At 68.2% G+C, this 23,271-nt stretch carries 19 protein-coding genes; 8 read left to right on the forward strand and 11 right to left on the reverse strand.

Annotated features, from left to right (window positions below; genetic code table 11):
* Window positions 1-64 precede the first annotated feature (64 nt).
* A complete protein-coding gene (locus EP7_RS14215) occupies window positions 65-1,231 on the reverse strand; it encodes an aldose 1-epimerase family protein (protein ID WP_463521760.1) in 1,167 nt (388 codons plus the stop codon).
* 252 nt (window positions 1,232-1,483) lie between these two features.
* On the opposite strand from EP7_RS14215, the gene EP7_RS14220 reads away from it, so the two are divergent.
* From EP7_RS14220 to EP7_RS14230, 3 genes are all read left to right on the forward strand, one after another.
* Window positions 1,484-2,179 (forward strand): hypothetical protein, encoded by a 696-nt coding sequence (locus EP7_RS14220; protein ID WP_463521762.1) that lies wholly within the window; start codon window positions 1,484-1,486, stop codon window positions 2,177-2,179.
* Between the two features lie 151 nt (window positions 2,180-2,330).
* Window positions 2,331-2,822, forward strand: a complete 492-nt coding sequence (locus tag EP7_RS14225; protein ID WP_463521764.1) for an acyl-CoA thioesterase — start codon at window positions 2,331-2,333, stop codon at window positions 2,820-2,822.
* Window positions 2,819-3,379, forward strand: a complete 561-nt coding sequence (locus EP7_RS14230) for a hypothetical protein (RefSeq protein WP_463521766.1) — start codon at window positions 2,819-2,821, stop codon at window positions 3,377-3,379. Before EP7_RS14225 ends, EP7_RS14230 begins: the two co-directional genes overlap by 4 nt.
* Here EP7_RS14230 and EP7_RS14235 read toward each other — a convergent pair.
* The 6 genes from EP7_RS14235 to lysS form a co-directional block, all read right to left on the reverse strand.
* Window positions 3,352-4,542 carry an aminotransferase class I/II-fold pyridoxal phosphate-dependent enzyme gene (locus EP7_RS14235; RefSeq protein WP_463521768.1) on the reverse strand — a complete coding sequence of 397 codons (1,191 nt, stop codon included), beginning with the start codon at window positions 4,540-4,542 and terminating at the stop codon, window positions 3,352-3,354. The two genes, EP7_RS14230 and EP7_RS14235, sit on opposite strands and share 28 nt — an antisense overlap.
* Window positions 4,543-4,584: 42 nt before the next feature.
* Window positions 4,585-5,031 carry a universal stress protein gene (locus EP7_RS14240; protein ID WP_463521770.1) on the reverse strand — a complete coding sequence of 149 codons (447 nt, stop codon included), beginning with the start codon at window positions 5,029-5,031 and terminating at the stop codon, window positions 4,585-4,587.
* A gap of 83 nt (window positions 5,032-5,114) precedes the next feature.
* Window positions 5,115-5,978, reverse strand: a complete 864-nt coding sequence (gene ilvE / locus EP7_RS14245) for a branched-chain-amino-acid transaminase (RefSeq protein ID WP_463521772.1) — start codon at window positions 5,976-5,978, stop codon at window positions 5,115-5,117.
* A gap of 159 nt (window positions 5,979-6,137) precedes the next feature.
* The gene (locus EP7_RS14250; RefSeq protein WP_463521774.1) at window positions 6,138-6,851 is read right to left on the reverse strand and encodes an ABC transporter ATP-binding protein; all 714 of its coding nucleotides are present in this window, start codon (window positions 6,849-6,851) and stop codon (window positions 6,138-6,140) included.
* Between the two features lie 89 nt (window positions 6,852-6,940).
* Window positions 6,941-8,347 carry an ABC transporter permease gene (locus EP7_RS14255; protein WP_463521776.1) on the reverse strand — a complete coding sequence of 469 codons (1,407 nt, stop codon included), beginning with the start codon at window positions 8,345-8,347 and terminating at the stop codon, window positions 6,941-6,943.
* Between the two features lie 67 nt (window positions 8,348-8,414).
* Window positions 8,415-9,899: a lysine--tRNA ligase gene (gene lysS / locus EP7_RS14260; RefSeq protein ID WP_463521778.1), complete on the reverse strand. Its 1,485-nt coding sequence runs from the start codon at window positions 9,897-9,899 to the stop codon at window positions 8,415-8,417.
* Window positions 9,900-10,252: 353 nt separating this feature from the next.
* On the opposite strand from lysS, the gene EP7_RS14265 reads away from it, so the two are divergent.
* Window positions 10,253-11,389 carry an acyltransferase family protein gene (locus tag EP7_RS14265; protein WP_463521780.1) on the forward strand — a complete coding sequence of 379 codons (1,137 nt, stop codon included), beginning with the start codon at window positions 10,253-10,255 and terminating at the stop codon, window positions 11,387-11,389.
* A 25-nt stretch (window positions 11,390-11,414) separates the two neighbouring features.
* Here the strand turns inward: EP7_RS14265 and EP7_RS14270 are convergent, their stop codons facing one another.
* The 3 genes from EP7_RS14270 to EP7_RS14280 form a co-directional block, all read right to left on the reverse strand.
* A complete protein-coding gene (locus EP7_RS14270; protein WP_463521782.1) occupies window positions 11,415-11,918 on the reverse strand; it encodes a hypothetical protein in 504 nt (167 codons plus the stop codon).
* Between the two features lie 190 nt (window positions 11,919-12,108).
* The gene (locus EP7_RS14275; RefSeq protein ID WP_463521784.1) at window positions 12,109-12,429 is read right to left on the reverse strand and encodes a DMT family transporter; all 321 of its coding nucleotides are present in this window, start codon (window positions 12,427-12,429) and stop codon (window positions 12,109-12,111) included.
* A 134-nt stretch (window positions 12,430-12,563) separates the two neighbouring features.
* Window positions 12,564-13,952: a chloride channel protein gene (locus EP7_RS14280; RefSeq protein ID WP_463521786.1), complete on the reverse strand. Its 1,389-nt coding sequence runs from the start codon at window positions 13,950-13,952 to the stop codon at window positions 12,564-12,566.
* Window positions 13,953-14,489: 537 nt separating this feature from the next.
* Here EP7_RS14280 and EP7_RS14285 point away from each other — a divergent pair.
* A complete protein-coding gene (locus tag EP7_RS14285; RefSeq protein ID WP_463521788.1) occupies window positions 14,490-15,608 on the forward strand; it encodes a M14 family metallopeptidase in 1,119 nt (372 codons plus the stop codon).
* A gap of 246 nt (window positions 15,609-15,854) precedes the next feature.
* Here EP7_RS14285 and EP7_RS14290 read toward each other — a convergent pair whose 3' ends face one another.
* On the reverse strand, window positions 15,855-18,917 hold the full coding sequence (locus tag EP7_RS14290; RefSeq protein ID WP_463521790.1) for a PVC-type heme-binding CxxCH protein: 3,063 nt from the start codon (window positions 18,915-18,917) through the stop codon (window positions 15,855-15,857).
* A gap of 220 nt (window positions 18,918-19,137) precedes the next feature.
* Here EP7_RS14290 and EP7_RS14295 point away from each other — a divergent pair, with 220 nt between their 5' ends.
* The 3 genes from EP7_RS14295 (at window position 19,138) to EP7_RS14305 (ending at window position 23,187) form a co-directional block, all read left to right on the forward strand.
* The gene (locus EP7_RS14295; protein ID WP_463521792.1) at window positions 19,138-21,303 is read left to right on the forward strand and encodes a 3-keto-alpha-glucoside-1,2-lyase-like domain-containing protein; all 2,166 of its coding nucleotides are present in this window, start codon (window positions 19,138-19,140) and stop codon (window positions 21,301-21,303) included.
* Between the two features lie 37 nt (window positions 21,304-21,340).
* The gene (locus EP7_RS14300; RefSeq protein WP_463521794.1) at window positions 21,341-22,450 is read left to right on the forward strand and encodes a heme-binding protein; all 1,110 of its coding nucleotides are present in this window, start codon (window positions 21,341-21,343) and stop codon (window positions 22,448-22,450) included.
* Between the two features lie 236 nt (window positions 22,451-22,686).
* The gene (locus tag EP7_RS14305) at window positions 22,687-23,187 is read left to right on the forward strand and encodes a general stress protein (RefSeq protein ID WP_463521796.1); all 501 of its coding nucleotides are present in this window, start codon (window positions 22,687-22,689) and stop codon (window positions 23,185-23,187) included.
* Window positions 23,188-23,271 lie beyond the last annotated feature (84 nt).

Raw genomic sequence — 23,271 nt, forward strand, 5'->3', positions numbered from 1 at the left:
CCGAGGGCCGGCGACCTGTCACGGGTCGCCGGCCCTCGGTCGTTTCGGGGGGCAGCGGATCGGATCAGGCCGAGTGGATCGACTCGGTCGGGTGCGGGTAGACGACCGGCTCGCCCTTCGTCTGGAGGGCGGCGACCTCGGCGGCGATCCGGGCGACGGCCTCGGCCGTGTCGAGGACTTCGAGGACGGTCTCGGCGACGTGCGACTGGCCCGGGGCCAGCGTCATGATCCGGCCCTTCTCGCGCTCATGGGGCTTGGGGTTGGGGAAGTTGGTCCCAGGCTCCAGGCCGGTCACGTAGCCGTCGGCCAGCGGGCCTGTGTTCTTCCAGACGGTGAAGGTCGGCATTTCCGCATGCGAGAAGCGCAAGGCGATGCCCTTGTCGCCGCCTTTGTTGCGCAGCATGGCCAGGGTCCGGCCATCGGGCCCGGCGGAGTGCAGCTTCAGGAAGAAGGCCTCCTCGGCGAATCCTGCGGTGGGCGGGCCGTAGGTTTCGTAGTCGGCCAGGCCCTTCTCGGAGGTCGCGTCGCGCGGGGCCAGGGCCCGGATCGGTGCGACCAGGCGGCTCCCTTCCTCCAGGTGGGGCGGGCCGAAATTCCAGTGGTAGAGCACTTCAAGCTCGCCGGGGGTGTCCTTCAGGTTGATGAACTCGTCGCGCACCGTCACCCGATTTGTCCCGGGCCTGAACGTGACGGTCGTCTTCATGCGGAGCCTGGGGCCGAACAGGCGAGACTCGTCGACGTGGCCCTCGACGACCAGGTCATGCGGTGACTGCTCGTCGACGTGGACGGCTAAATAGTGCGCCGGGAGATTGGCGATCCGGCCGTGGAGGGTCTGCTGGAACGGGCCGTCGGCGAAGGGAGGCCCCACGCTCTCCAGTCCGCAGCGCACCATTAGCTCGTCGAAGCCATCGAGCCAGCCCAGACCGCCGAGTCCCGCGAGGTTGACCAGGCCGGGGTGGACCGGGCCGTCGGTGATGGGCGACTTCCAGCCGAGTGAGTCTCCGCGATAGCTCCCCTTCCAGAGCCCCATGCCCCGGGTGGGGAGGATGGCCAGGCGGAGGCTGCCGCTGTCGACCTCGACGAGGTCGACGCCGTCGGACTTCCCGCCTCGGAGTGTCCTCTTGGTCAGCGAGCCGGCGTCCCATCCGGGCAGGCCGCCAACGCCGGGTGAGAGGTGAAGGGACTCGACCCGGATGCCCCGGGCTGTGTCTGTCAGCACGATCGTCGCCATCAGTCGGTCGCCTTGATCAGTAGGAGAGCTGGGCCGTTCGGGCATGGCCCGGGGTGCTTCGCCGTGTTGGCCACGACCACGCGGGGTGACCAGCATAAGGCGGGGCCCGGCCCTCGGACAGCGGGGCCTTGGCGCGGCGGGGGGGATGGGCCTACATTCTTAGATCACCATGAAGGGCAACGCGGCATCCGTCAGACCCACGCCCCCCGGGCCGTGGGCGCGTCGCCCACACGCCGCGCCGGAGATCACCTCATGAGCGACCCTCGCACCCGCCGACGCCCGAGCCTGGTTGCCTCCGTCGAGGCCCTCGAACGTCGCGAGACGCCATCGCAGGCCTCCATCACCTTGCAGGCCCTGTACGCCGCGTCGGTGCGGGCTGCCCGTCTCCACACGCAGGCGGCCGTCGTCGCTCCGCCCAAGTCCAAACCCGCCCCCCGGATGTACAACACGAATTTCAGCCGGGCGGTGGCCGCGGCCAAGGTCGTGATGGAGAGGCAGGCGGCCTCCTTCGCCGCGAGGCTTGCCTCCGCGCGTGCCGTCACGCCCGCCGGGCTGGCCGTCGCGGTTCCCGTCGGTGGAGCTCCTGCCGTGACTGTCCCGCAGCCCGATTCCGGCCAGACGGCCACCGCCCTGACCAAGGCGAACTCGGCCCTGAATACGCTCTATGACAAGTACCAGGCGTACCTCAAGGGAGGCAGCGAGATCGCCTTCGACGGCTCCACCTCGGGCCTGAAGGTCAGGGGCACGTCGGTGCTCGTCGACGTGCGCGTCACGGGCGACGCCAAGGCGGTGGCGGCCAGCCTTTCCGCCATCAACTTCCAGGTTCAGTCGATTGATGCGAGGCTCAAGGTCATCGAGGGCTACGTGCCGATCGACCAGCTCTCGGCGCTGGACGGGATGTCTTCGGTCGTGAGCATCTCGGGCGTTCGCCCGCCGATGCACGGCTGAGGCCGGAGGGTCGGTCCTCCGGGGCGGTTCCACGGGACGGGTCGGGCGAGTATGATGGCGGGCCGACCCTTCGGGGGAGTCGGGTGCCCGCCGAGGTTCCCTCGCCCCGTCCCGACTTGAACCGCCCCGCCGTCAGGGACCGACTCGCGTCATGACTTATCCATCTGCCCGGCCTGCGTCGGAGTCGCGGTCGAGCCTGGCGATCTGGACCGACCCGAAGCAGGCCAACGTCTTCGGGTCGCTGCACGGCGGCGTCATCCTCCACCTGGCCGATGAGTGCGGGGCCCTCGCGGTGATCCGCCACGTCGGCAGCGGGAAGGTGGCCACCGCGGCCATCGACTCCCTGATCTTCCTGGCCCCGGTCGTCATCGGCGAACGCCTGGATTTGCAGGCCGAGGTGACCTGGGTGGGCCGGACGTCTGCCGAGGCCCGCATCGAGGTCTTCGCCGAGCCGCTGGCCCGGGCCGGGCGGCGTAAAGTGGCCGAAGGGTACGCCCTCTACGTCTCGTTCGACGAGGGGGGGACGCCCCAGGTCGTCCCGCCGCTTGTGTCGGAGACCGAGGCCGACCGCAGGCGCGACGAGGCGGCCGAGACCCGGCAAGTTGCCCGGCTGGCCAGGCGTGCCGAGGCGAAACGCGGATGACCGAGGCCGACCTGTTCGACCTGATCGACCCGATCCTCGTCGAAATGGGCAGCAAGCCCGAGGACGGCGAGGAATACCGCGAGCCGGCGCTGGACGTTTTGCGCTACTACCGCCGGCCGGTCCGTCTGCACTGGTTCCCGGTGCTGGGCCAGGCCCTGTCGGTCGTCGCGGTGGTCCGCCAGCCTTTCGACCTGGCGGGCACCGCCGAGGGGCACCGGGCGATGCTGAATCGCCTGAGCCTGGCGGCAAACGGCCGGTTCCCGTTCGCACCCTGGCGGGCCTCCGGCGAGCGTGCCGTGGCGCTGGCCATGACGGTCATCCAGCTGACCCCAGAGCCGATCGGCCCGGAAGACGACGCGATCTTGCACGCGGCGTTCGAGAAGATTCCCAAGAGGCGGGCTGTGCCGCTGGGGGTCTTGCGGGTGAATCTGGGCCAGGAGGCGATGGCCTTCGCGATCTCGGGCGGGCCCGGGAATCTCTTCCCCGAGCCCGTCGCGCTGGCCGATGCGCTCACGCCCAAGCTGCGGCGTTATGTCCCCTTGATCGAGTTCGAGTAGAGGCCCGCTCGGTACGCGAGCCAGCCGGCTTCGAACCGGTCGAGGGCCTCAAGCAGCGTGGCCTCGTCCACGGCGAAGCAGATCCGGACGTGGCCCTCGCCGCCGATCCCGAAGGCACATCCCGGGGCGATCCCGACCAGGCGCTCGCGGACCAGGCGCTCGCAGAAGTCGAACGAGTCGGTGAGCCCTTCGAGCCTGGGGAAGACGTAGAAGGCGCCCGTCGGGATCGGCAAGGTCAGGCCTTCGATGCCCTTCAGGCGGTCGACGGTCAGGCGGAAGTGCCTGGTGTAGCGGGCCTGGGCCTCGGCGATGAAGGGTTCTCCGTCGTCCAGGGCGACTCGTGCGGCCTCCTGGATGATGCCCGGGGCGTTGCTGACGACGAACTCCTGAAGGTCGGTCATCACCCGTGCGATCTCGGGCGGGGAGATCGAGTATCCCAGCCGCCAGCCGGTCATCCGGTAGGCCTTGGAGAGGCTCTGCGTGACGATCGTGCGTTTGCGACCCTCGGGCCAGGCCAGCGGGCTGGGGGCAACCCGGCCGTCAAAGATGATTCGCTCGTAGACGCCGTCGGCCATCAGCCAGAGGTCGTGGCGCTCGCAGAACTCGATCAGCTTGGCCCAGTCATCGGCCGTCGCGGTCCAGCCGGTCGGGTTGCCGGGGCTGGCCAGAGCCAGCATCCGCGTGTCGGGCCGCACGGCGGCTTCAAGCCGGTCGAAGTCGAGCGAATAGCCCTCGGGCGCGAACGCGAGCGGGACCTCGATCGCATCGGCGCCGGCCACGCGGATGGCTGCGGTGATATTGGGCCAGAGCGGAGTTAGCACGATGGCCGACTGGCCCGCGCCGACCACGGCCTGAACCGTCAGCAGGATCGCGTTCATCCCGCTGGCCGTGACGACCACCTGCCGGGTCGGGTCGACCTCCACCCCGTGCAGGTCGAGCAGACGATTGGCGACGGCCCTGCGGACCTCGGGATAGCCCGCGTTGGGGGTGTAGTAGGTCCGGTTCTCGTCGATGGCCCGGTGCGCGGCGGCCTTGATGAAGTCGGGGGTGGGGAGCGTGTCCTCGCCGACGAACAGGCGGAGGGTGCCCGGGTGGATGTCGGCCAGGGCGGCGATGGCCCGGATCCTGGACGGCTGCACCGAAGCGGCCTTGGAAAGCTGCATGGCGTCTGCCTCCTTGGATGGTCCGGGCCCGGCCTCGACGACTTACTTCATGCGGATGGTGAGGACCGGGCAGGGGGCTTCTCGGACGATTCGCTCGGCGACGGAGCCGAGCAGGACGTGGCTCAGGCCGGTCCGGCCGTGGGTGGCGACGACGATGAGGTCGATTCCTTGCTGAGCGGCGTAGTCGGTGACCCCCTCCACGGCGGAACCCCAGCGGACGGAGATGGCAACGCCGGGGACATTGGCCCAGGTGGGGTCGATGACCTTGTGCAGGGCCTCATTGGCGCGGGCCTCCGACTCGCCGTAGAAGTCGGGCGGAACGGAGGGCGCGAGCATCAGGTCGGGGCCGGCGGGGATGGCCTCGGGCAGGACGTGGAGCAGGTGCAACTCGGCGCCGAACTTCTCGGCGAGCAGGCAGGCCCATTTGACCGCGCCCCGCGCGTGCTCGCTGAAGTCCGTGGGGGCCAGGATCTTCTTGACCTCGATCATGGTCGGCGAACCTCGCGTCGGGGGAGGCGGCGGGTCGCCCGGCCCGCGTCGTTGCGGGCCGGGCCGTTGGCCAGGCCCGGCGATCAGGCGTGGCCGCGGACCAAAGCGTGGAACCGCTTCAGGAGGTCGCGGGTGATGGGGCCGGGGATGCCGTCGCCGATTGGGCGGGCGTCGCACTCGACGACGGGGATGACCTCGGCGGCGGTGCCGGTCAGGAAGCACTCGTCGGCGGTGTAGATGTCGTGCCGGTCCATGATTCGTTCGAAGACGGGCAGGCCGGCCTCTCGCGCCAGGTCGAGGACCGCGGCGCGGGTGATCCCCTCGAGAATACCCGACGCGACCGATGGGGTATGAACCTCGCCCTTCTTGACGATGAAGATATTATCGCCGGTGCACTCGGCCACCTCGCCCTTGTGGTTGAGCATCAGGGCTTCCAGGCAGCCGGCGTTGGTCCCCTCGATCTTGGCCATGATGTTGTTCAGGTAGTTCAGCGACTTGACCCGGGGGTTGAGCGCCGCCGGCAGGTTGCGCGGTGTGCCGGCGGTGATGATCTTCAGGCCGTGCTCATACAGCTCCGGGGGATAGAGGCTGATGGCGTCGGCGATGATGATGATCTGGGGGTCGGTGGTGCGCCTGGGGTCGAGCCCGAGGCTGCCCGCACCGCGGGTGATCACCAGGCGGATGTAGGCGTCGACGAGGTTGTTGACCTTCAGCGTGCTGACGATGGCCTCGGCCATGTCCTGCTTGGTCATGGGGATGACCAGGTGGATGGCCTTGGCCGAGTCATAGAGGCGGTCGACGTGGTCTTCCATGCGGAAGACCTTGCCGGCGTAGGCGCGAATGCCTTCGAAGACTCCGTCGCCGTAGAGCAGGCCGTGGTCGTAGACGCTGATCTTGGCGTCGGCCTTGTCGTACAGCTTGCCGCCGATGTAAACCTTGAGGCTCATCCGAATCGGGCTCCGGCGGGCAACTCGACGGGGGGGCATCCGCCGCCTTGGCGGGCCCCCGCTATACTCGTCGCGCCCGCGGCTCGCCACCTCGCGTCTTGCCGAACGATCCGGATTGGCCGGCCCGATCTGGCCGGAAGTCGCCCCGTTCCCTGAAGTTCAGGCAAGGACCGGGGCAAACTCTTCGATCCGGCCCTCGGCGAGCCGGACGATGCGGTCGGCCTGCTGGGCGATTTGAAGGTCGTGAGTGACGAGTATCATAGTAAGCCCTCGCTCGCGGTTCAAGTCGCGCAGCAGGTCCAGCACCCCCTGACCGGTCGCGGCGTCGAGGTTTCCGGTCGGCTCGTCGGCCAGGACAATCTCCGGGGACGAGCACAGGGCCCGCGCGATGGCCGCCCGCTGGATCTCGCCGCCGGAGAGCTCGGCGGGCCTGTGAGAGAGCCGGTGGCCCAGCCCCACGCGCTCCAAGATCTCGGTCGCCTGCGCCTTGATCTGCTTCCGCCGGGAGAGGTAGCCCATGAAGCCGTGGCGGATCATGTGCGGCAGGATGACGTTTTCCAGCGCCGAGAGTTCGGGCATCAGGTGGTAGAACTGGAAGATGAAGCCGAAGGTCTGGTTGCGGATCAGGTCGCGTCGGCGGTCGGGCAGGTCGTCGATCCGATTGCCGTCGAGCTCGACGCATCCCTTGTCGGGGGCGTCCAGCAGCCCCATCAGGTGCAGGAGCGTGCTCTTGCCCGAGCCGCTCTGGCCGACGATGGCGACCAGTTCGCCGTGCTCGACCTCGAAGTCGACGCCGCGGAGGACGGGCAGCTCGACCTTGCCCTTGCGATAGGCCTTGCGCAGTCCGGTGGCCGACAGGTGGGTCTTGGTCATCCTTGACTGGCTCCCGTGCGGGTTGAGGGTGGTGGGGCGATCGTTCGGTCGGGTCGAGGGCGCCACGGCGTCGGGGCGCCTCGGTGGCGTCATTCGAACCGGAGGGCCTGGACCGGGTGCAGCTTGGCGGCCCGCTGAGCCGGCCAGACGCTGGCGGCCACGGCGATGAACATCGCCCCGCCGACGATCCAGAGCACCGTCGGGTACCGGACCAGGGTCGGGATCTCGTTGAAGTAGTAGATCGAGTCGTCGAAGACCTTGCGCCCCATCACCTTGCTGAGCAGGCCCTCGATCGGGTTGATGTACCGGACGAACAGGAGCCCGCCGACCATCCCCACGCCGCTGCCGACCGCGCCCAGAAGCAGGCCGTAGAAGAGGAAGATCTGGCGGACGCCAGCGGTGCTCGCCCCAAGCGCCTTCATCACGCCGATGTCGCGGGTCTTCTCCACGACGATCATTGAGAAGATGGCCAGGATGCCGAAGCCCGCCACGGCGATGATGAAGAAGAGCAGCAGGTTCAAGATCCCCTGCTCGACGGCCACGGCCGCCAGCAACGGCCCCTGTTTCTGCTCCCAGGTAGAGACCCGGAAATAGCCCGGGCGCAAACGCTCCAGGGCGACCTGGATGGTCATCGACAGCTCGTCGAGATCGGCCCCCGGCATCGCCTTGATCTGGATCTGGTTGACCGTGCCGTTCCCCTTGCCGTCGCCCAGTAGACGCATGTACTGGAGCTGTTCAAGCGGGACGTAGACGTGCTGCGAGTCGTACTCGCTCATGCCGCACTTGAAGTAGCCGAGCACGGGGTAGGAGTCGTACCCGGGTTTCGGCTTGTTGCCCGAGGCGGGAAAGACCAGGTTAATCTTCGACCCGGGGGGCAGGATGATCAGGTCCTTGTCCGAGCCGGGCGGGCGGATCGACGCCAGGGCGTAGCCGACGATGGCGCCGAAGTCGGGCACCTGCTCGCGGGCCTGCTCGCGGAGGTCGTTGGCGAAGAGCTCGTCGTCGGGCTCGTCCATCAGGACCATCCCGGCCGGCGAGTGGGCCATCCGGAACTCTTCCGAGACCTTGAAGTTCGGCTCGATCGACTTGCCCTTGTCGTCGACGAGGAACTCGGCGAAGTCGCCGGTGCCCGCGCGTTCCAGGGGCTTGATGCCGATGATCTGCACCGGCCGGCTGATCGGCTGGCCGCCGCCGATCTCGAACTTCATCACGCCGACGGTCTCCATGGTCGCGGCCATGGCCTTGATCTTGCGGCCGGCGACCTCGTCGATCCGGGCGCGGACCTCTTCATGGTCCGAGAAGCCGTCCATGTCCATCGATTCGACGATGACGTCGGAGAGGACGCCGTGCAGGCGAGTCTGCATCTTCTCGGCGAACCCGGCCATCACCGAGTTGACGACGATCATGGTGGCCACGCCGAGCATCACGCTGACCACGCTGGCCAGGGCGATGTAGCGGGTCTGGAGATAACGCCAGCAGAGGAAATATTTGAACATGGGCGCGTCCTTGCGGTCCCTCGTTCTTCGGTTTCGGCCTGGGGCTGCGCGGGCAATAATCGGGGCGTCAGGCGCCCGGCGGGGCGGGACGCATCAGCGGGAAGAGGACCACGTCGCGGATGCTCGACTTGTCCAGCAGGAGCATGCAGAGTCGGTCCATGCCGATCCCCAGGCCCCCCGCCGGCGGCATCGCGTGCTTCAGGGCGCGGACGAAGTCGTCGTCCATCTTGGACATCGAGTCTTCCTCCTTCTGCCCGGCCAGTTGCTTGGTGAACAGCTCCTGCTGGAGCATCGGGTCGTTCAGCTCGGTGTAGGCGTTGGCCAGCTCCATGCCGTGCACGAACAGCTCGAACCGCTCGGCGACCGACGGGTCCGACGCCTTGCGCTTCGTCAGAGGGCAGATCGCCGCGGGGTAGTCGGTCACGAAGATCGGGCCCCCGAGGGCGTCCTCGACCACCTGCTCGAAGATCTCGCTGACGACCAGGTCGTGGTCCTTGCCGGCCGTCTTCAGGCCCAGTTCCTCGGCCTTGGCGGTCACCCCGGCGCGGTCGCTCATGGCGACGCCGGCATGCTCGGCGAAGAGGCTGCCGTAGGTCCGGCGCGGCCAGGGAGCGGTGAAGTCGACCGTATGCTCGCCCCAGGTCCGCACCGGTCCGCCGCCGACGGCCTCGATGGCCCCCAGGATCAGGGCCTCGGTCAGGTCCATCATCGAGTTGTAGTCGCCGTAGGCCTCGTAGGCCTCCATCATCGTGAACTCGGGGTTGTGCTTGGGGCTGATCCCCTCGTTGCGATAGACGCGGCCGATCTCGAAGACCCGCTCCATGCCACCGACGAGCAGACGCTTCAGGTACAGCTCGGGCGCGATGCGCATGTAGAGTTGCATGTCGAGCGTGTTGTGGTGCGTGACGAACGGCTTGGCCGCCGCGCCGCCGGCGATCGCCTGCATCGTCGGGGTCTCGACCTCGACGTAGCCGCGTCCGGCAAGCACGCCGCGGAAGGCTGCGATGATCTTCGACCGGCCGAGGAACGTCGCCAGGCTCTCGGGATTGTGCGAGAGGTCGACGTACCGCTCGCGGCTTCGTCGCTCCAGGTCGGTGAGGCCGTGCCACTTCTCGGGCGGCGGAGCCAGGCACTTGCCCAGGAACGTCAGGCTCTCGGCGAAGACGGTGATCTCGCCCGTCTTGGTGTGCCCGAGCCGGCCGTCGACGCCGATCAGGTCGCCCAGGTCGAGCTCTCCGGCCAGGGCCCAGCCCGCCTCGCCCACCTGGTTCTTGCCCAAGAAGACCTGGATCCGGTCGGTCCAGTCGCGGACTTCCAGGAAGTTGACCTTCCCTTGCCCGCGCCTGAGCATGATCCGCCCGGCGATGCGCACCTTGGGCCCGGCCTGCTCGGTCGAGCCCGGCTCCGGCTCGGGGATGGGCAGTTCGCGGACCCGGGCGATGGGGGTGTGCCCGTCGAACCGCTGGCCCCAGGGGTCGATGCCCATGGCTTCGATGCGGCGGAGCTTCTCCAGCCGGACGGCCTCAAGACTCTCGTGCGACTCGTCGGACATTCCGCCCCGCCTCGATCAAACGCGACTCGCCATCGAAACACAGCCCGACGGCGCAACTTGAGGCGAATTTTAGGGATTCTACAGATTCGGTCAACGGCAACCCCCTCGCCCAGGACCGAGCGTCCCCGACCGAACGGCGTTTCACCGCCTCGGCGACCGACCCAAGACGGGATCAAAGGCCGGTCAGACGAAGCCGGAGAGGCAGGCCGGAAGCCACTGGCCTGGGCAACAATTGGGACGTTACGATACGCCCCCGCCGCCCAAGCGATGTCCCGCGTCCCGGATCTCTCGACCCTGCATCGCGTTCGGGTCTTCGCCTTCGAGTTTCCATCTCGCCAGAGAGCCGCAGCCCGATGACGAACCCACCGCCGACGCACTCCGACTACCTGGCGCAGAAGTACTTCTCGTCGCTGGACATTTTCCGGTTCTTCAGCATCGTGGCCGTGGTCTGGCACCACTCCCAGGAGGGGTTTGCGTGGTGGCCCGGATCTCATAACGGCTTCTTGGGCGTCGACTTCTTCTTCGTGATCAGCGGCTTCCTGATTGTGACCTTGTTGCTCCGCGAGCGTGATCGGGTCGGCCGCATCTCCTTGCCTGGATTCTATCTCCGTCGATCGCTGCGGATCTTCCCGATCTATTACGGGCTGATCACGGCCCTCGCCCTGGTCTATCTCCTGCGGCCCGGTAGCTCGACGGCCCGGTCGTTCTTCGCCGACTTGCCGTACCAGTTGACCTATCTCTCGAACCTCGTCCCGGCTTCCTCGGTCCTGTTCTTCACCTGGTCGCTCTCCACGGAGGAGCAGTTCTATCTGGCTTGGCCTCCGGTCGAGCGATGGTTTCCGCGGGCCGCTCTCCCCATCCTGGTCGTCGTCCTGGGAGTCAATCAGGCGATCAACTTCGGCCTGCTGGACGCCTACCTGGGCGATCTCAGGCGTCTCTACCTGTTCCAGATCACCTTCACTCCGATCTGCCTGGGCGTGCTGGTCGCCCACGTCCTGCACGCGCCCCGAGGTTACGCCGCGGTCGTCCGGGTGCTCGGCCGGCCCTGGACGCCGCTGGTGCTCCTGGTCGCGGCGTTCGGGGCGTGCAACATCCCCGGCGACCTCCAGGGGTGGCCCAGGCTACTGATCCAGGTGGTCATGACGCTGCTGCTTACCAGCTGCGTGGTCCGCGAGGATCAGGCCGTCAACCTCCTGTTCGGCGCGCATTGGCTCCGGCGGATCGGCGTCATCAGTTATGGGATGTACCTGTACCACATGTTCGTGATCGCGCTCGTGGCGGCGCTGGTGAAGCGGGCCTCGCTGCCGCAGTTTGTCGTCCCGTTTGTGCTGTCCCTGGCGCTGACGGTCCTGGTTGCCGAGCTGAGCTTTCGCTATTACGAGACCCCGTTCCTGCGGCTCAAGGATCGCCTGGGCCAGGGGGCCGATCGGCGGGGCGCCCGGGTCCGGGCCGAGGTCCGCGAGGACCGGCCCGTCGAGACCCTGGGCTGACACCGCAAGCCGTACGCGACGTCCGCTAGGAATCGGCCCGGATGCTGATCGTGGCGACACCCTTGGGGGTGAGCTTCAACGTGACGATGCCCGTGCTATTGAAGTTGGCGCCGACACCCTTCCCGCCCGAGACGACGTACTTGAAGGTCTTGGGCAGCGGCGAGAAGCCGACCTGCTCGGGGCCCTTCAAGACGAGGACGACGTTCCCCTTGTTCGACGTGATGTTGAGCACGCCGGGTGCCCTCGCCTTGTCGACGAAGCCGAGCGAGTAGACCGTGCCGACGCCCTTGGAGTTGCCCAGCTTGTTGAGGTTGCCCTTCAGGTTGCTGAACGTGTAGGTGTCGCCGGCGTCGCTGATGGCCCCCTTCTCGACGGTGTAACGCCCCACGAGCGTGCCGTTGATGGTGGATGACTTCTTGGAGACGAGGTTCGAGATGTCGGACTTGGTGTTCTGGAAGAACGTCGAGATCGATGACAGGACGACCCTGTGTTCCAACCCGTCAACGGCAGGCTTGAATGATTTGCGCATGGATCGGCTCACTCCACAGGGCTTGAACACCCGGATCAACGCAACGATGGGAGCTTCGGCGGGTGACGTCGGCGTCGTCACGCCCGGTGGGGGCGTACGCACGAGATTCATCGAAAAGGCAATGGCGTGGCCGACACCGCCCGCGAGCGACCCGGGCGGGCGCCCTCTGCCCCGATATTGATCAAAATCGTCAATGTGGCGACAGGAACTTGAGGCCGACGATTCCGGCGAGGATCAAGCCCATGCAAGCCAGCCGCCGCGGGTCGGCCGAGTCGCCGAACAGGACGATGCCCAGCAGCACGGTGCCGACGGCGCCGATGCCGGTCCAGACCGCGTAGGCGGTGCCGACCGGCAGGCTCTTCATGGCGATGCCCAGCAGCACGATGCTGGCGGTGGAAAGGACGACGAATCCGGCCGTCGCCAGGGGGACGGTGAAGCCCTTGCTCGCCTTCAAGCAAAGGGCCCAGGCGACTTCGAGCAGACCGGCGACACAGAGGAGGATCCAGGCCATGCGACACCTGCAAGGTGAGGAGTGGTCCGGGGTCGTCCCCGCAAATGATTTGAGACCGGACCGGGGAGCATCCCCCGGAAGGGTGGGGTCGTCCCCACGTCCGTCTGATTCTACGTGATTCGTCCAGGCTCGATTCAGGCGGACTCGGTCGAATCGAGGGGCGGGATGGCCGGGATGGCGCCGAAATCGGGGTTGGGGGCGGGGGACCAGCGGCCGAGCGGGACGACCCCGGCGGGCCCGACCTGGACGGCGCCGTGATGGGCGTCGGACACGGGGAGGTCGGCCCGCATGGTGATGGCCGACGACTTCGGGGTGTCGATGCGCTGCGAGGGGTAAATCCCCCGGTGCCCCGACGTGATGTAGCTGACGACGCACGCGAGCATGAGCGGTGCGGCCAGCCCGCTGCCGAAGAGTTCCATCCCCAGAACGGCGCAGGTCAAGGGGGTATTCGCTGCGCCGGCGAGCACGGCGACGAACCCGAGCGCCGCGAACGTGGCCGTCGGCTGCCCGGTCACCCATGCGAAGGTCGAGCCGAGCGTCGCCCCGATGGCGAACAATGGGGTCACTTCTCCCCCTTTGAACCCCGCCCCCAGCGTGATCGACGTGAAGAGCAGCTTCAACGCAAACGCCCAGAGCGAGACGCCGCCGGGCGTGAAGCTGCGATCGATCAGCGGCAGGCTCAGGCCCAGGTGGTCGCGGTTGCCGACCAACTCCGTCATCCCCAGCACGAACAGGCCGCCGACGAACGGCCGCATCCAGTTAACTCGGATGGCGAACCGGAACGCGTTCTGGATCGCGTGGGTCAGCTCGGCAAACGCCAGGCTCGCCAGCCCGAACGCGACCCCCGCCAGCGCGACCCAGAGCATAAACAACGGAGTAAAGGCCGGCGTCGGCCCCGCGTTGTATTGGTGATGGCCCACGCCCAGCGAACGGCAGGTCATGTCGCCGACGATGCTGCCTACGACGCATGGAATCAGCCCGTCATAGCGGATCCGGCCCACGGTGAGCACTTCCAGCCCGAAGAACGCCCCGGCCACGGGCGTGCCGAAGACCGAGCCGAAACCGCCGCTGATCCCCCCCATCAGCAGAAGCCTTCGGTCTTCCTCCCGCAACCCGATGACCCTGCCCAGCGATTCGGCCAGGCTCCCGCCCATCTGGAGCGCCGTCCCCTCCCGCCCGGCCGAGCCGCCGAATAGGTGCGTGCCGATGGTACCGAACGCCACCAGAGGGGCCATCAGCCACGAGATTGCCCCCTCGCGTGTATGAATCCGCTCGAACAGGAGCGGAGTTCCACCCTCCGACTGCCGCCCGACCTTGTTGTAAACCCACCCGATCGCCGCCCCGCCGAACGGCAGCAGCCAGATCAGCCTGGGATCGGCCTCGCGCGTGTTCGTCGCCCATTCCAGGGCGATCAGGAACGCCGCCGAAGCCAAACCGGAGAGCACCCCGGCGGCCGCGCCGAGGAACGTCCACTCGGCCAGTGAGCGGAGCAGGGCGACTTGTTCGCGAGGATTGATGGACATCGTGCGGTTTCAATCGGCGAAAGTGTGCGCAGAGCGGACATCCGGGACGGGCCGCAGCGGCCTGGGGATGTCGTTCGGAGCGATTGTGTGGTGGGCCCAGCATCGAGAGGGCTTCTTCGAGGTATTTCTAATCTACGCCGTTTGATCGCCGTGGATGAAGGTCACTCCGAATTGTGGGCGTGCGGAATCGGCCCGCCACGCGGCCTATTCATATGCAACGCGCTCGCTGGGTCGCCAGCAGATGGCTGCAGGGCACGGGTCAGGGCGTTCCGGCGGCGGTATGCCCGGATTAGGCTGATCAGCAACGAGGCGGTCACCCAGCACCGCATCGACGACCCGGCAACCCGGAGCAGGTCATCCGGGCGGCGCAGAATCAGGTCGTTTAATTCGCGAATCTGCGGCGAGAATTGCAGGCCGAATCGCGCTGGACAATCTCCTGGACTCCGGGGGGACGTCCGGGAAAATGGGGGGTGTTGGCATCGTTCAACACGTCGTCTTGTCCGTCCAATGCACGTCAAGCGTCGGGAGCGATCCTCGTTGGATACCGCCTCATTCTATTCGAGCGACTACGAAACCGCCCGAAGCCGTTTCCGGGAGGCGGCCGCCGACGCGGGGTTGGCCCTGATGTCCTATCCAATCGACGGCGCGGGTCCGGATGGGATCGAGCTGACCATCGACGTCGCCGTGAGAGAGAGTGCCGGGAGCGACCAGGCGCTGGTCATCTCGAGCGGAGTTCATGGGGTCGAGGGTCCGGTCGGCTCCGCTGTTCAACTCGCTCTGCTCCGAGATTGGGTCGGCCCAAAGGCCGAACCCCCGTCGGTTCGAGTGGTCCTGCTCCACGGGCTGAATCCCTACGGCTTCGCCTGGCGCCGAAGGTTCAACGAGCAGAACGTCGACCTCAACCGAAATCTGTTACTGGAGGGGGAATCATTCTCAGGAAGTCCTCCGGGTTACGCGGAACTCGATGGATTGTTGAATCCGAAGCGTTCCCCACGACGCTGGGAGCCTGTGACGCTCAAATTCTTTGCGGCGATATTCCGGCATGGCATCCCTGCGCTCAAACAAGCCGTGGCGTCCGGACAATACGACTTCCCGCGGGGTATCTTCTACGGCGGCGACGGGCCTTCTGCCGCGAACCGCATCCTCTCCGCGGAATTCGACGGCTGGCTCGGAGACAGCCGGCAAGTTGTTCATCTCGATTTCCACACGGGTCTGGGTGCCTGGGCGAAGTGCCGATTGCTCATCGACTACCCGCTCAGCGAATCGAAACGCGAGCAACTCGGACGTTGGTTCGGGCCGGATTCATTCGAGGCGACGGACCCGAACAAGACGGCGTTCGCGGTTCGCGGGAGCTTCGGGCGGTGGTGCGTCGCACAGAACCGAGGGCGAGACTATCTCTACGCCGCGGCCGAGTTCGGAACGTACAAGCCGACCCGGATCCTCGCCGGCCTACGCGAGGAGAACCAAGCCCACCACTGGGGAAGGGCGACGGACACAGCGACCAAGCGAGCGAAACAGCGGCTTGCAGAGCTGTTCTGTCCGGGTTCGGAGAGTTGGCGGTCGGAGGTCCTGGATCATGGTAAGCGACTTGTGAAGCTGGCAATCAATGGATTGGTCGGAGGGAGCAACCCAATGGCTGCCATGAACGACGCCTAACCTCGCGCTGCGGCGGACCCTCCGACGGGTCGCGAAGGGTGTCACGCCTCGTCCTTGAAATGTGGTTTTCACTCGCCCGTTGCGGCTAGGTCCGCTCCTGTGCGGTCCTGTTGGGCATCGGTAAGACCCAGGGAGTCGAGTGCGGGGGGGGAAAGGGCCGTTGTGTTCGAGACCGGCCGGCGGCCGGGCTTTGAAAGGGAAGGAGGCGAAGTTGCGGTCGCCTCCCACCCGGGGTTAGGGCCAGGATCATCGCTTCTCGGCGGCCGGGGGCTTCTGGCCGAGGAGGAAGGCGAGGAGGTTGTCGAAGTCGGCCTCGGGAATCTGATCGGCGAAGTTGGCGGGCATGGGGGAGATCTGGGTGATGACCCGTTCCTCGACCTGATCGCCGGGGACTCGGACTTCCTTGCCCTGGGCGTCGGCGAGGACGAGGACCTGGCCTTCTTCTCGGAGGAGGAGGCCGGAGACGACCTGGCCGTTGGTCAGGGCGAGGTTCGTGGAGCGGAAGGCCTGGTCGACGTTGCGGTTGGAGTCGAGGATGTCCTCGACGATACGCTCGACCCCTCGGCCTCCGACCCCGTCGAGCTGCGGGCCGACCTTGGCCCCTTTGCCGCCGATCTGGTGGCAGGCGGCGCAGTTCTTCTCGAAGACGAGGCGGCCTGCGTCGGACGATCCGCCGGTTTTGACGTGGCGGTCGCGGCGGGCGGCGAGCATGGCCAGCAGCTTCTCATCGGCGGGGGGGAGGCCGGCGAGGAGCGGCTTGAGGCGTTCGGCCAGGCCGGGGAGGTTCAGGGCCTTGAGCTTCACCTCGACGATCCGGTCCTGGAGCAGCCGCGCCGAGGCCTTGCCGGCGGTGACCGCGGTCAGGAGGGCGTCGGTCCCCTCCTTGCTCCCGGCCAGTCCCGCGGCGATGGCCGTCTGGAGGCGTCCGGGGGCGGTGGGCAGGGCCTCGACCAGGCGGGCGAGGGCATCGGGGCGGTTGGTGCGGGCCAGGGCCAGCGCGGTCTGTTCGCGGAGGCCGGCGGGGGTCTGGGCGTCGGCCAGCACGGCGACGGCGGGGACGACCGAGGCGGCCGGGTCGATCGCGGTGAGCGCATTGATCGCGGCGAGCCGCCTGGGCTCGGGGGCCTTGGCGTCGGCGGCGATGCTTGCGAGCGGGGCGGTGGCCTCGGGCAGTGCGAAGGCCGTGGCCAGGTCGATCCCCGCCTGGGCGGTGTTGCCGTCGGTCGACTTGAGGGCGGTCCCGGTCAGCTCGACGGCCCAGGCTCGGGCCTCGGGCAGGGGCGTGCCCCGTTCCTGGGCGCCTTGCTGGATCGCCTTGAGCAGCGCGATCGAGCGGTTCAGGTCGGCCGAGCCGGCCCTGCGCGCCAGAGCGAAGAGGGCGGCGGTGTCGGCGGCCTCGCCGTAACGGGCGACGTGGTGGGCAAGCTCCGTGGGGTTCGGGCCCGCGGTGCCGGCGGCCAGGGTCTCCAGCAGGAAGTGGGCGGCCGGGGCCGAGGGGACGCCGAGAGCGACGTCGGCGATGGTGGCCCGCGCCTTGTCGTTGCCGACGATGGGGCCGACGGCCTGCCAGGCGGCGTCGGGCCGAAGCTCGTCGCGCAAGGCCATGCGGGCGACGTGCCGCAGGTGGGTGTCGTCGGCCGCGGTCGTCTCGATCAAGGCAACCAGCGGGGCCAGATGCGACGTGTTGGGGTGCCGGCCAAGGGCCTCGGCTGCGGCCCTGCGCACGTAGGCGTCGGGGTCGGACAGGCCGGTTTTGGCCAGTCCTTCGCTGGCCGGGGTCAGCTCATCAAGCTCGCCGACGACCTTCTGGGCGTGGGTGCGGACGGTCGCGTCGGCGTCGGTGGTGCGGGCGGCGAGGGTCGGCTCGTCGAGCGCCTTCAGGCGTGACAACGCCCAGAGGGCCTGGACGCGGGCGGCTGGCTTCTCGCCCTTGACCGTGGCCTTCAGGGCGTCGAGGACTTCGGCCGAGCCCCGGCTGACGAGCTGGTTGGTGGCCTTGGTGCGGACGCTGAGGTTGGCGTGCGCCAGGTCGCCGATCAGGTCGGGCACCGAGGCGACAGTCCAGTCGGCACGCGGCGCCTTGGCGGGCTTCGAGTCGGCGTCCTTGCCTTCGTAGGTGATGCGCCAGATCCGGCCTCGGTGGCGGTCGCGGCCGGGGTGGGTCAGCGGGACCTCGTAGTGGCCGATGATCCGGTTGTAGAAGTCGGCGACATAGAGGGCGCCGTCGGGGCCGAGCTTGATGTCGACGGGGCGGAACCAGGGGTCGTCGCTGACGACGAAGTCGGGCTGGGGGATGGCCAGGCCGGTGGAGCCGTGGTGCTCGAGCCGGTCGTTGTTGATCCGGCTGGTGACGACGTTGCCGATGAAGATTGAGTCTCGATAGGCCGCGGGGAACTGGTCGGCCGTGTAATAGGTCAGGCCGCCGATGCCGGTCGATCCGTGGTCATGCGTCATCATCTCGGGGCCGTAGCCGATCCCGTCGTGCGGCTTGCCGAAGCTGGGGTAGTACGCCCCGCGCAGCAGACTGAAGATGGGCCTGGTATGGCAGTCGGCCGAGTAGAGGTTGCCCAGCGGGTCGAACCCGAGGCCGAACGGATTGACCTGGCCGTGGGTGTAATATTCCAGGTGCGAGCCGTCGGCCTTGAAGCGATAAGTGTTGCCCGACTGGAAGGAGACCGGCTTGCCGTCGGCCCCTTTGACCTTGGACTCATTGTTGAAGCCGTGGCAGGCGTAGATCCAGCCGTCGAAGCCCCAGGTGAACGCGTTGGTCATGCCGTGGGTGTCGCGGAAGCCGTAGCCCGAGTAGAGCGTCTCTCTCGTGTCGGCCTTGCCGTCGCCGTCGGTGTCGGTCAGCCGCTGGATGTCGGGGATGGTGTGGACGAGTGCTTCCTTGCCGCCGGCGATGGGCAGCAGGCCGATGGGGATATTCAGGGCGTCGGCAAAGGTGGTGGCCTTGCGCGCCAGGCCGCCGGGCCCGAAGTCGTCGAGGATGATGACGCGGTCGCGGGGCTTCTGGCCTGGAGGGGCGGGGTAGGGGTATTCCAGGGTCGATGTGACCCAGAGCCGGCCCAGGTCGTCGAAGGCGATGTTCATCGGCTTGTCGATCGTGGGCTCCGACGCGACGAGCTGCATCCGGAAGCCTTCGGGGAGGCGGAATCCTTTGCGCTCCTGCTCGGGCGTGCGAGCCTCGGTGGGCGCCACCAGCTCGGGGGCCGCCGGCGCCTGGGCCTGCGCCCGGGGGGTGAAGGCGGCGAGCGCCGCGGCGATCGCCAGTGCCGCGCCGGCGGCGCGGGGCGTGGTGGGGCTCATCGACAGGTCTCCGGGGAAGTCAAGCGGGCTCGGGCGGGAGGTCGCTCCCTCAAGCGGGACCATCATCGTGGCCGCGAACCGGGGCTGGTGCAAGGGGGCGAGCCTGCGCCTGTTGGGCCGGTTGCGTCGGGGCGGCGTGCCTGGCAGACTGGCGGTCAGGCCCTGGGGTGCCCCTCCCAGGCGCGGTCGTGCGACGCCCGAACCTACGCGGAGACGCCCCATGCGACGCCCCTTGCTGGCGAGAATGCTCCTGTCGGCCGGACTTCTGGCCGCCACCGGTTGGACGAGCGGTGTGGCGGCGAGGGCCCAGGCCCCGACGCCGGGCCAGACCCAGGAGAATCCCTCCGCCCGATTCCTGGCCGCCTTGCAGAACCCCGACGGCGGGTTCGCCCCGGCGCCCGGGCAGGCTTCGACGCTGGGCTCGACGTCGTCGGCCATCCGCACGTTAAAGTTCCTCGGCGGGTCGGTCCCCGACATCCCCAAGGCCATCGAGTTCCTCAAGAGCTGCCAGGATCCGGCCACCGGAGCCTTCGCCCCCAAGCCGGGCGGCAAGCCCGATGTGGCGACCACGGCCATTGCCCTGCTCGTCTTCGCCGACCTGAAGCAGCCGACCAAAGAGCTGGCCGACAAGGCGATCGCCTTCTTCCACGAGAACGCCAAGTCGTTCGATGATGTGCGCATCGCCGTGGCGGGCCTCGAGGCTGTGAAGGCCACCTCGCCCGACTTCCCGCGCTGGGCCGAGATCGTCAACGAGGGCCGCAACGCCGACGGCACCTGGGGCCAGGCGCCCACGAAGGGGAGGATCACCGGCGAACGCATCGTGGCGCTCCTGCGCATGGGGCAGACCCCCGACGAGGCGACCACCAAGGCCGTCGTGGAGGCGATGCGTGCGGGACAGAACCCCGACGGCGGGTGGTCGAAAGACGGCGGCCCGGTCTCTGACACCGGGACAACCTACCGCGTCATGCGCGGGTTCTACATGCTCAAGCAGTTACCCAATCTCGACGCGGTGCGGGCCTACGTCGCCCGCCACGCGACCGCCGATGGCGCCTTTGCGCAAGCCCCAGGCGGCGTCTCCGACGTGGGCGGCACCTACACCGCGGCGATCCTGACCTACTGGGCCAACCTGCTCGAGCACAAGCCGCCGTTCGTCGAGACGGCCGGCTTCACCCCCCTCTTCGACGGCAAAAGCCTGAACGGCTGGGAGGGGAACGCGGCGCTCTGGTCGGCACGCGACGGCCTGCTCGTGGGCAAGTCGCCCGGCCTTGACCACAACGAATTCCTGGCCACCAACGCCAGCTACGGCGATTTCGTGCTGAAGGTAAGCTTCCGGCTGGTAGGCGACCAGGGGAACAGCGGCGTGCAGTTCCGCAGCGTCCGAGTGCCTGGCACCGAGATGTCCGGCTACCAGGCCGACATCGGCGAGGGCTATTGGGGCGGGCTGTATGACGAGAGCCGCCGCAACAAGGTACTCGTCCCCGGCTCGAAAGAGGCGATCGCCAAGCTCAACGCCGACGGCTGGAACCACTACGTAATCCGCTGCTCGGGCAAGTCGATCGTGATGACGCTCAACGGCGTGACCGACGTGAAGTATGAGGAAGATGACTCCTCGGTGGCCCGTGACGGCAGGATCGCGCTCCAGATCCACGCCGGCGGGCCGATGGAGGTTCAGTTCAAGGACATCCTGATCCAGCCGCTACCCAGCCCCACGGCCGAGGGCGACGCCACGGCGCCGGGTTTCCACCTTCGTACGGTGAAGACACCCGGCGGCGACCGCAAGTACACGCTCTGGGTGCCCGAGGGGTACGACGCCTCCAAGGCCTGGCCGGCGATCCTGTTCCTGCACGGGTCGGGCGAGCGTGGCGAGGATGGTGTGATCCAGGCCCAGACCGGCATCGGCCCGGCAATCGCGGCGAACCCGGGTCGATTCCCGGCGCTCGTCGTCATCCCGCAAGCGAAGAAGACCTGGGCGGCAGGTTCCGACGACGCCAATGAAGCCCTCGCGGCGCTGGAAGACGTGACCTCCGCGTTCAAGGTCGACCCGGATCGCGTGGTGCTCACCGGCCTGTCGATGGGCGGCTCCGGCGCCTGGCAGATGGCGGCCAGTCACCCCAAGAAATTCTCGGCCGTCGTGCCCATCTGCGGCCAGGGCAAGCTCGACTCGGTCGATGCGATCAAGGGGCTGCCGTTCTGGACCGTCGTGGGCGACGACGATCGCGACGCGACCGTCCTGAACATGCGCGAGATGGTCGCGGCCCTCAGGTCGGCCGGGGCGAAGGCCGGGCAGACGGAATTCCGCGGAGTCGGCCACAATAGCTGGGACCGAGCCTACAACGACGCCGGCCTGATCGGCTGGATGCTGGCCCAGTCCAGGTCCAAGCCCTGATCGAGCACCGCACTCCATGCAAAGGGAACATCGTCCCATGACGCGCCGTCGATCCTGCCGAGTCTTGCACGGCCTGGCCCTCGTCCTCACGCTCGGCTCGCCGGGCGCATGGGCGGCGGCGCAGGCCCCGCCGTCCGTCAAGGAGGATCCGATCCCCGGGACGATCCTGCTGGAGCCGCCCAAGGCTCGCAAGCCGGCGGCGACTCCTTCGACCCCAGCCGCAGCCCCTTCGACCGAGATCCTCGACTCCGCCGGCATGTTCTCCGAGAACGCCCTGCGCTCGGCCAGGGCGGCCTTGCAGGCCCTGGCTGTCGAACGGGGCGTGCCCGTGACCATCGAGACGGTCGACTCCCTGCGCGGGGTCGACGTGGTCGAGGAGACCAGGCAAAGGGCCGTCGACCTGGACCGCAAGGGGGTCTATATCCTGATCGCCAAGCGCGACGCCAAGCTCGACGTGCTCGTCACCTCGGCCTTCCGCGACCGGCTGCCGTCGGCCGGCCGCAAGGCGGTGCAGGACGCCCTGGTGGCCCAGTTCAAGTCGCGCCAGTTCGACCAGGGGCTCGCGCAGGCCATCACTTCGCTGGACATCGCCCTTCGTCAGACGACGCCGGGCGCGCCCGAGCCCGGGGTGACGGTCGCGACGAAACCGGCCGCGGATGCCGGCCCGGGGGCCTCGTCACCGCTCGTGGCCCGAGGCCAGGTGCGGCTGACCCTGGCGGGCGCCCGCAGGGTGCTGGCCGCGGCCGAGGCCGAGGCAACCCGGCTGAACCTGAAGTCGAACATCGCGGTGGTCGACGACGGCGGCAACCTGCTCGCGTTCATCCGCATGGACGGGGCGAGGCCGGCCAGCGTGGCCACGGCGACAACCAAGGCGATTGCCGCGGCGACCTTCCGCCAGGCGACCGGCCCGCTGCCCGCCGGCTCGTCCAACCCCGACGTCCTGCTGAACCTGGGCCTGGAAAACGCCGCGGCGGCCGGAGGGGGCCGGATCACGTCGCTGCTCGGCGGCGTGCCGCTGCTGGTCGAGGGCCAGGTCATCGGCGCCGTGGGGGTGGCGGGCAGCACGGGCGAGCAGGATGCGGAAGTCGCCCGCGCCGGCCTGAACGCGTTGCTCTCCGACCTGAAGGCGGCCGACGCAAGGCCCTGATCCCGACGGCCCGGCTGCCCTCGTCTGGGAATTTGCCTTCCCGGACCGGAACTGCCGGGCCGCGTCGTGCGCCATCCGGAGGCACGGCGGTCGATCTGAAATGATCTGACGAGGTGGCTTATCCGAGTCGGCCTACCGCTTGGCGCGCGGTTTGCCCTGTGGAACATCCATCTTCACTCGATGAGCGTCCCGAATTTGCGGACGTGGATGTGCCCCTCTGAATCGAGGACTCAACGATGCAGACCGTCGTCGGAATGTTCGAATCGCGCACGGCCGCCGAGGCCGCCATCCAACGCCTGCGCGATGCCGGGATCTCCACCGAATCCATCGGCGTCGCCGCTCGCGACGTCCAGGTCAGCGAGTCTCTCACCGATGACACGGGTGCCAATGACCTGAGCGCCGAAGGGGCGACCGCCGGCGTCGTCTCGGGCGCGGGCGTCGGGGCGCTCGTCGGCCTGGCCCTGGTCGGCACCAACCTCATCCTGCCCGGCCTGGGCCCTGTCCTGATCGGCGGCCCGCTCGCCGCGGCACTCACCGGCGCCGGCATCGGCGCGGCCTCCGGCGGCCTGATCGGTGGCCTGGTCGGCGTGGGACTCCCCGAGGACGAGGCCACGCATTATCACACGGGCCTCGAGGCCGGCCACATCGTCGTCAGCGCCACCGTCCCCGACCTCCAGGCGGCCAACGTCCGCAAGATCTTCGACGAAGAGGGCTCGACCCGGACCTACGCACCCTGATGCCTCGGATGGCACACTGAGTACAAACGAAGACCGCGGCGGCCACCTTGAGCGAGGTGGCCGCCGCGGCTTTTTTTCATCCAT

This window comes from Isosphaeraceae bacterium EP7, from assembly GCA_038400315.1.
Classification (GTDB): domain Bacteria; phylum Planctomycetota; class Planctomycetia; order Isosphaerales; family Isosphaeraceae; genus EP7.

Excerpts from the sequence above, each read along its gene's own strand:
- EP7_RS14290 (WP_463521790.1), bottom strand. The coding sequence starts at position 18,917 with ATGAGCCCCACCACGCCCCGCGCCGCCGGCGCGGCACTGGCGATCGCC.
- EP7_RS14265 (WP_463521780.1), top strand. The coding sequence starts at position 10,253 with ATGACGAACCCACCGCCGACGCACTCCGACTACCTGGCGCAGAAGTAC.
- ilvE (WP_463521772.1), bottom strand. The coding sequence starts at position 5,978 with ATGAGCCTCAAGGTTTACATCGGCGGCAAGCTGTACGACAAGGCCGAC.
- EP7_RS14300 (WP_463521794.1), top strand. The coding sequence starts at position 21,341 with ATGACGCGCCGTCGATCCTGCCGAGTCTTGCACGGCCTGGCCCTCGTC.
- EP7_RS14275 (WP_463521784.1), bottom strand. The coding sequence starts at position 12,429 with ATGGCCTGGATCCTCCTCTGTGTCGCCGGTCTGCTCGAAGTCGCCTGG.
- EP7_RS14225 (WP_463521764.1), top strand. The coding sequence starts at position 2,331 with ATGACTTATCCATCTGCCCGGCCTGCGTCGGAGTCGCGGTCGAGCCTG.
- EP7_RS14235 (WP_463521768.1), bottom strand. The coding sequence starts at position 4,542 with ATGCAGCTTTCCAAGGCCGCTTCGGTGCAGCCGTCCAGGATCCGGGCC.
- EP7_RS14240 (WP_463521770.1), bottom strand. The coding sequence starts at position 5,031 with ATGATCGAGGTCAAGAAGATCCTGGCCCCCACGGACTTCAGCGAGCAC.
- EP7_RS14230 (WP_463521766.1), top strand. The coding sequence starts at position 2,819 with ATGACCGAGGCCGACCTGTTCGACCTGATCGACCCGATCCTCGTCGAA.
- EP7_RS14255 (WP_463521776.1), bottom strand. The coding sequence starts at position 8,347 with ATGTTCAAATATTTCCTCTGCTGGCGTTATCTCCAGACCCGCTACATC.
- EP7_RS14280 (WP_463521786.1), bottom strand. The coding sequence starts at position 13,952 with ATGTCCATCAATCCTCGCGAACAAGTCGCCCTGCTCCGCTCACTGGCC.
- EP7_RS14295 (WP_463521792.1), top strand. The coding sequence starts at position 19,138 with ATGCGACGCCCCTTGCTGGCGAGAATGCTCCTGTCGGCCGGACTTCTG.
- EP7_RS14270 (WP_463521782.1), bottom strand. The coding sequence starts at position 11,918 with ATGCGCAAATCATTCAAGCCTGCCGTTGACGGGTTGGAACACAGGGTC.
- EP7_RS14215 (WP_463521760.1), bottom strand. The coding sequence starts at position 1,231 with ATGGCGACGATCGTGCTGACAGACACAGCCCGGGGCATCCGGGTCGAG.
- EP7_RS14220 (WP_463521762.1), top strand. The coding sequence starts at position 1,484 with ATGAGCGACCCTCGCACCCGCCGACGCCCGAGCCTGGTTGCCTCCGTC.
- EP7_RS14305 (WP_463521796.1), top strand. The coding sequence starts at position 22,687 with ATGCAGACCGTCGTCGGAATGTTCGAATCGCGCACGGCCGCCGAGGCC.
- EP7_RS14250 (WP_463521774.1), bottom strand. The coding sequence starts at position 6,851 with ATGACCAAGACCCACCTGTCGGCCACCGGACTGCGCAAGGCCTATCGC.
- lysS (WP_463521778.1), bottom strand. The coding sequence starts at position 9,899 with ATGTCCGACGAGTCGCACGAGAGTCTTGAGGCCGTCCGGCTGGAGAAG.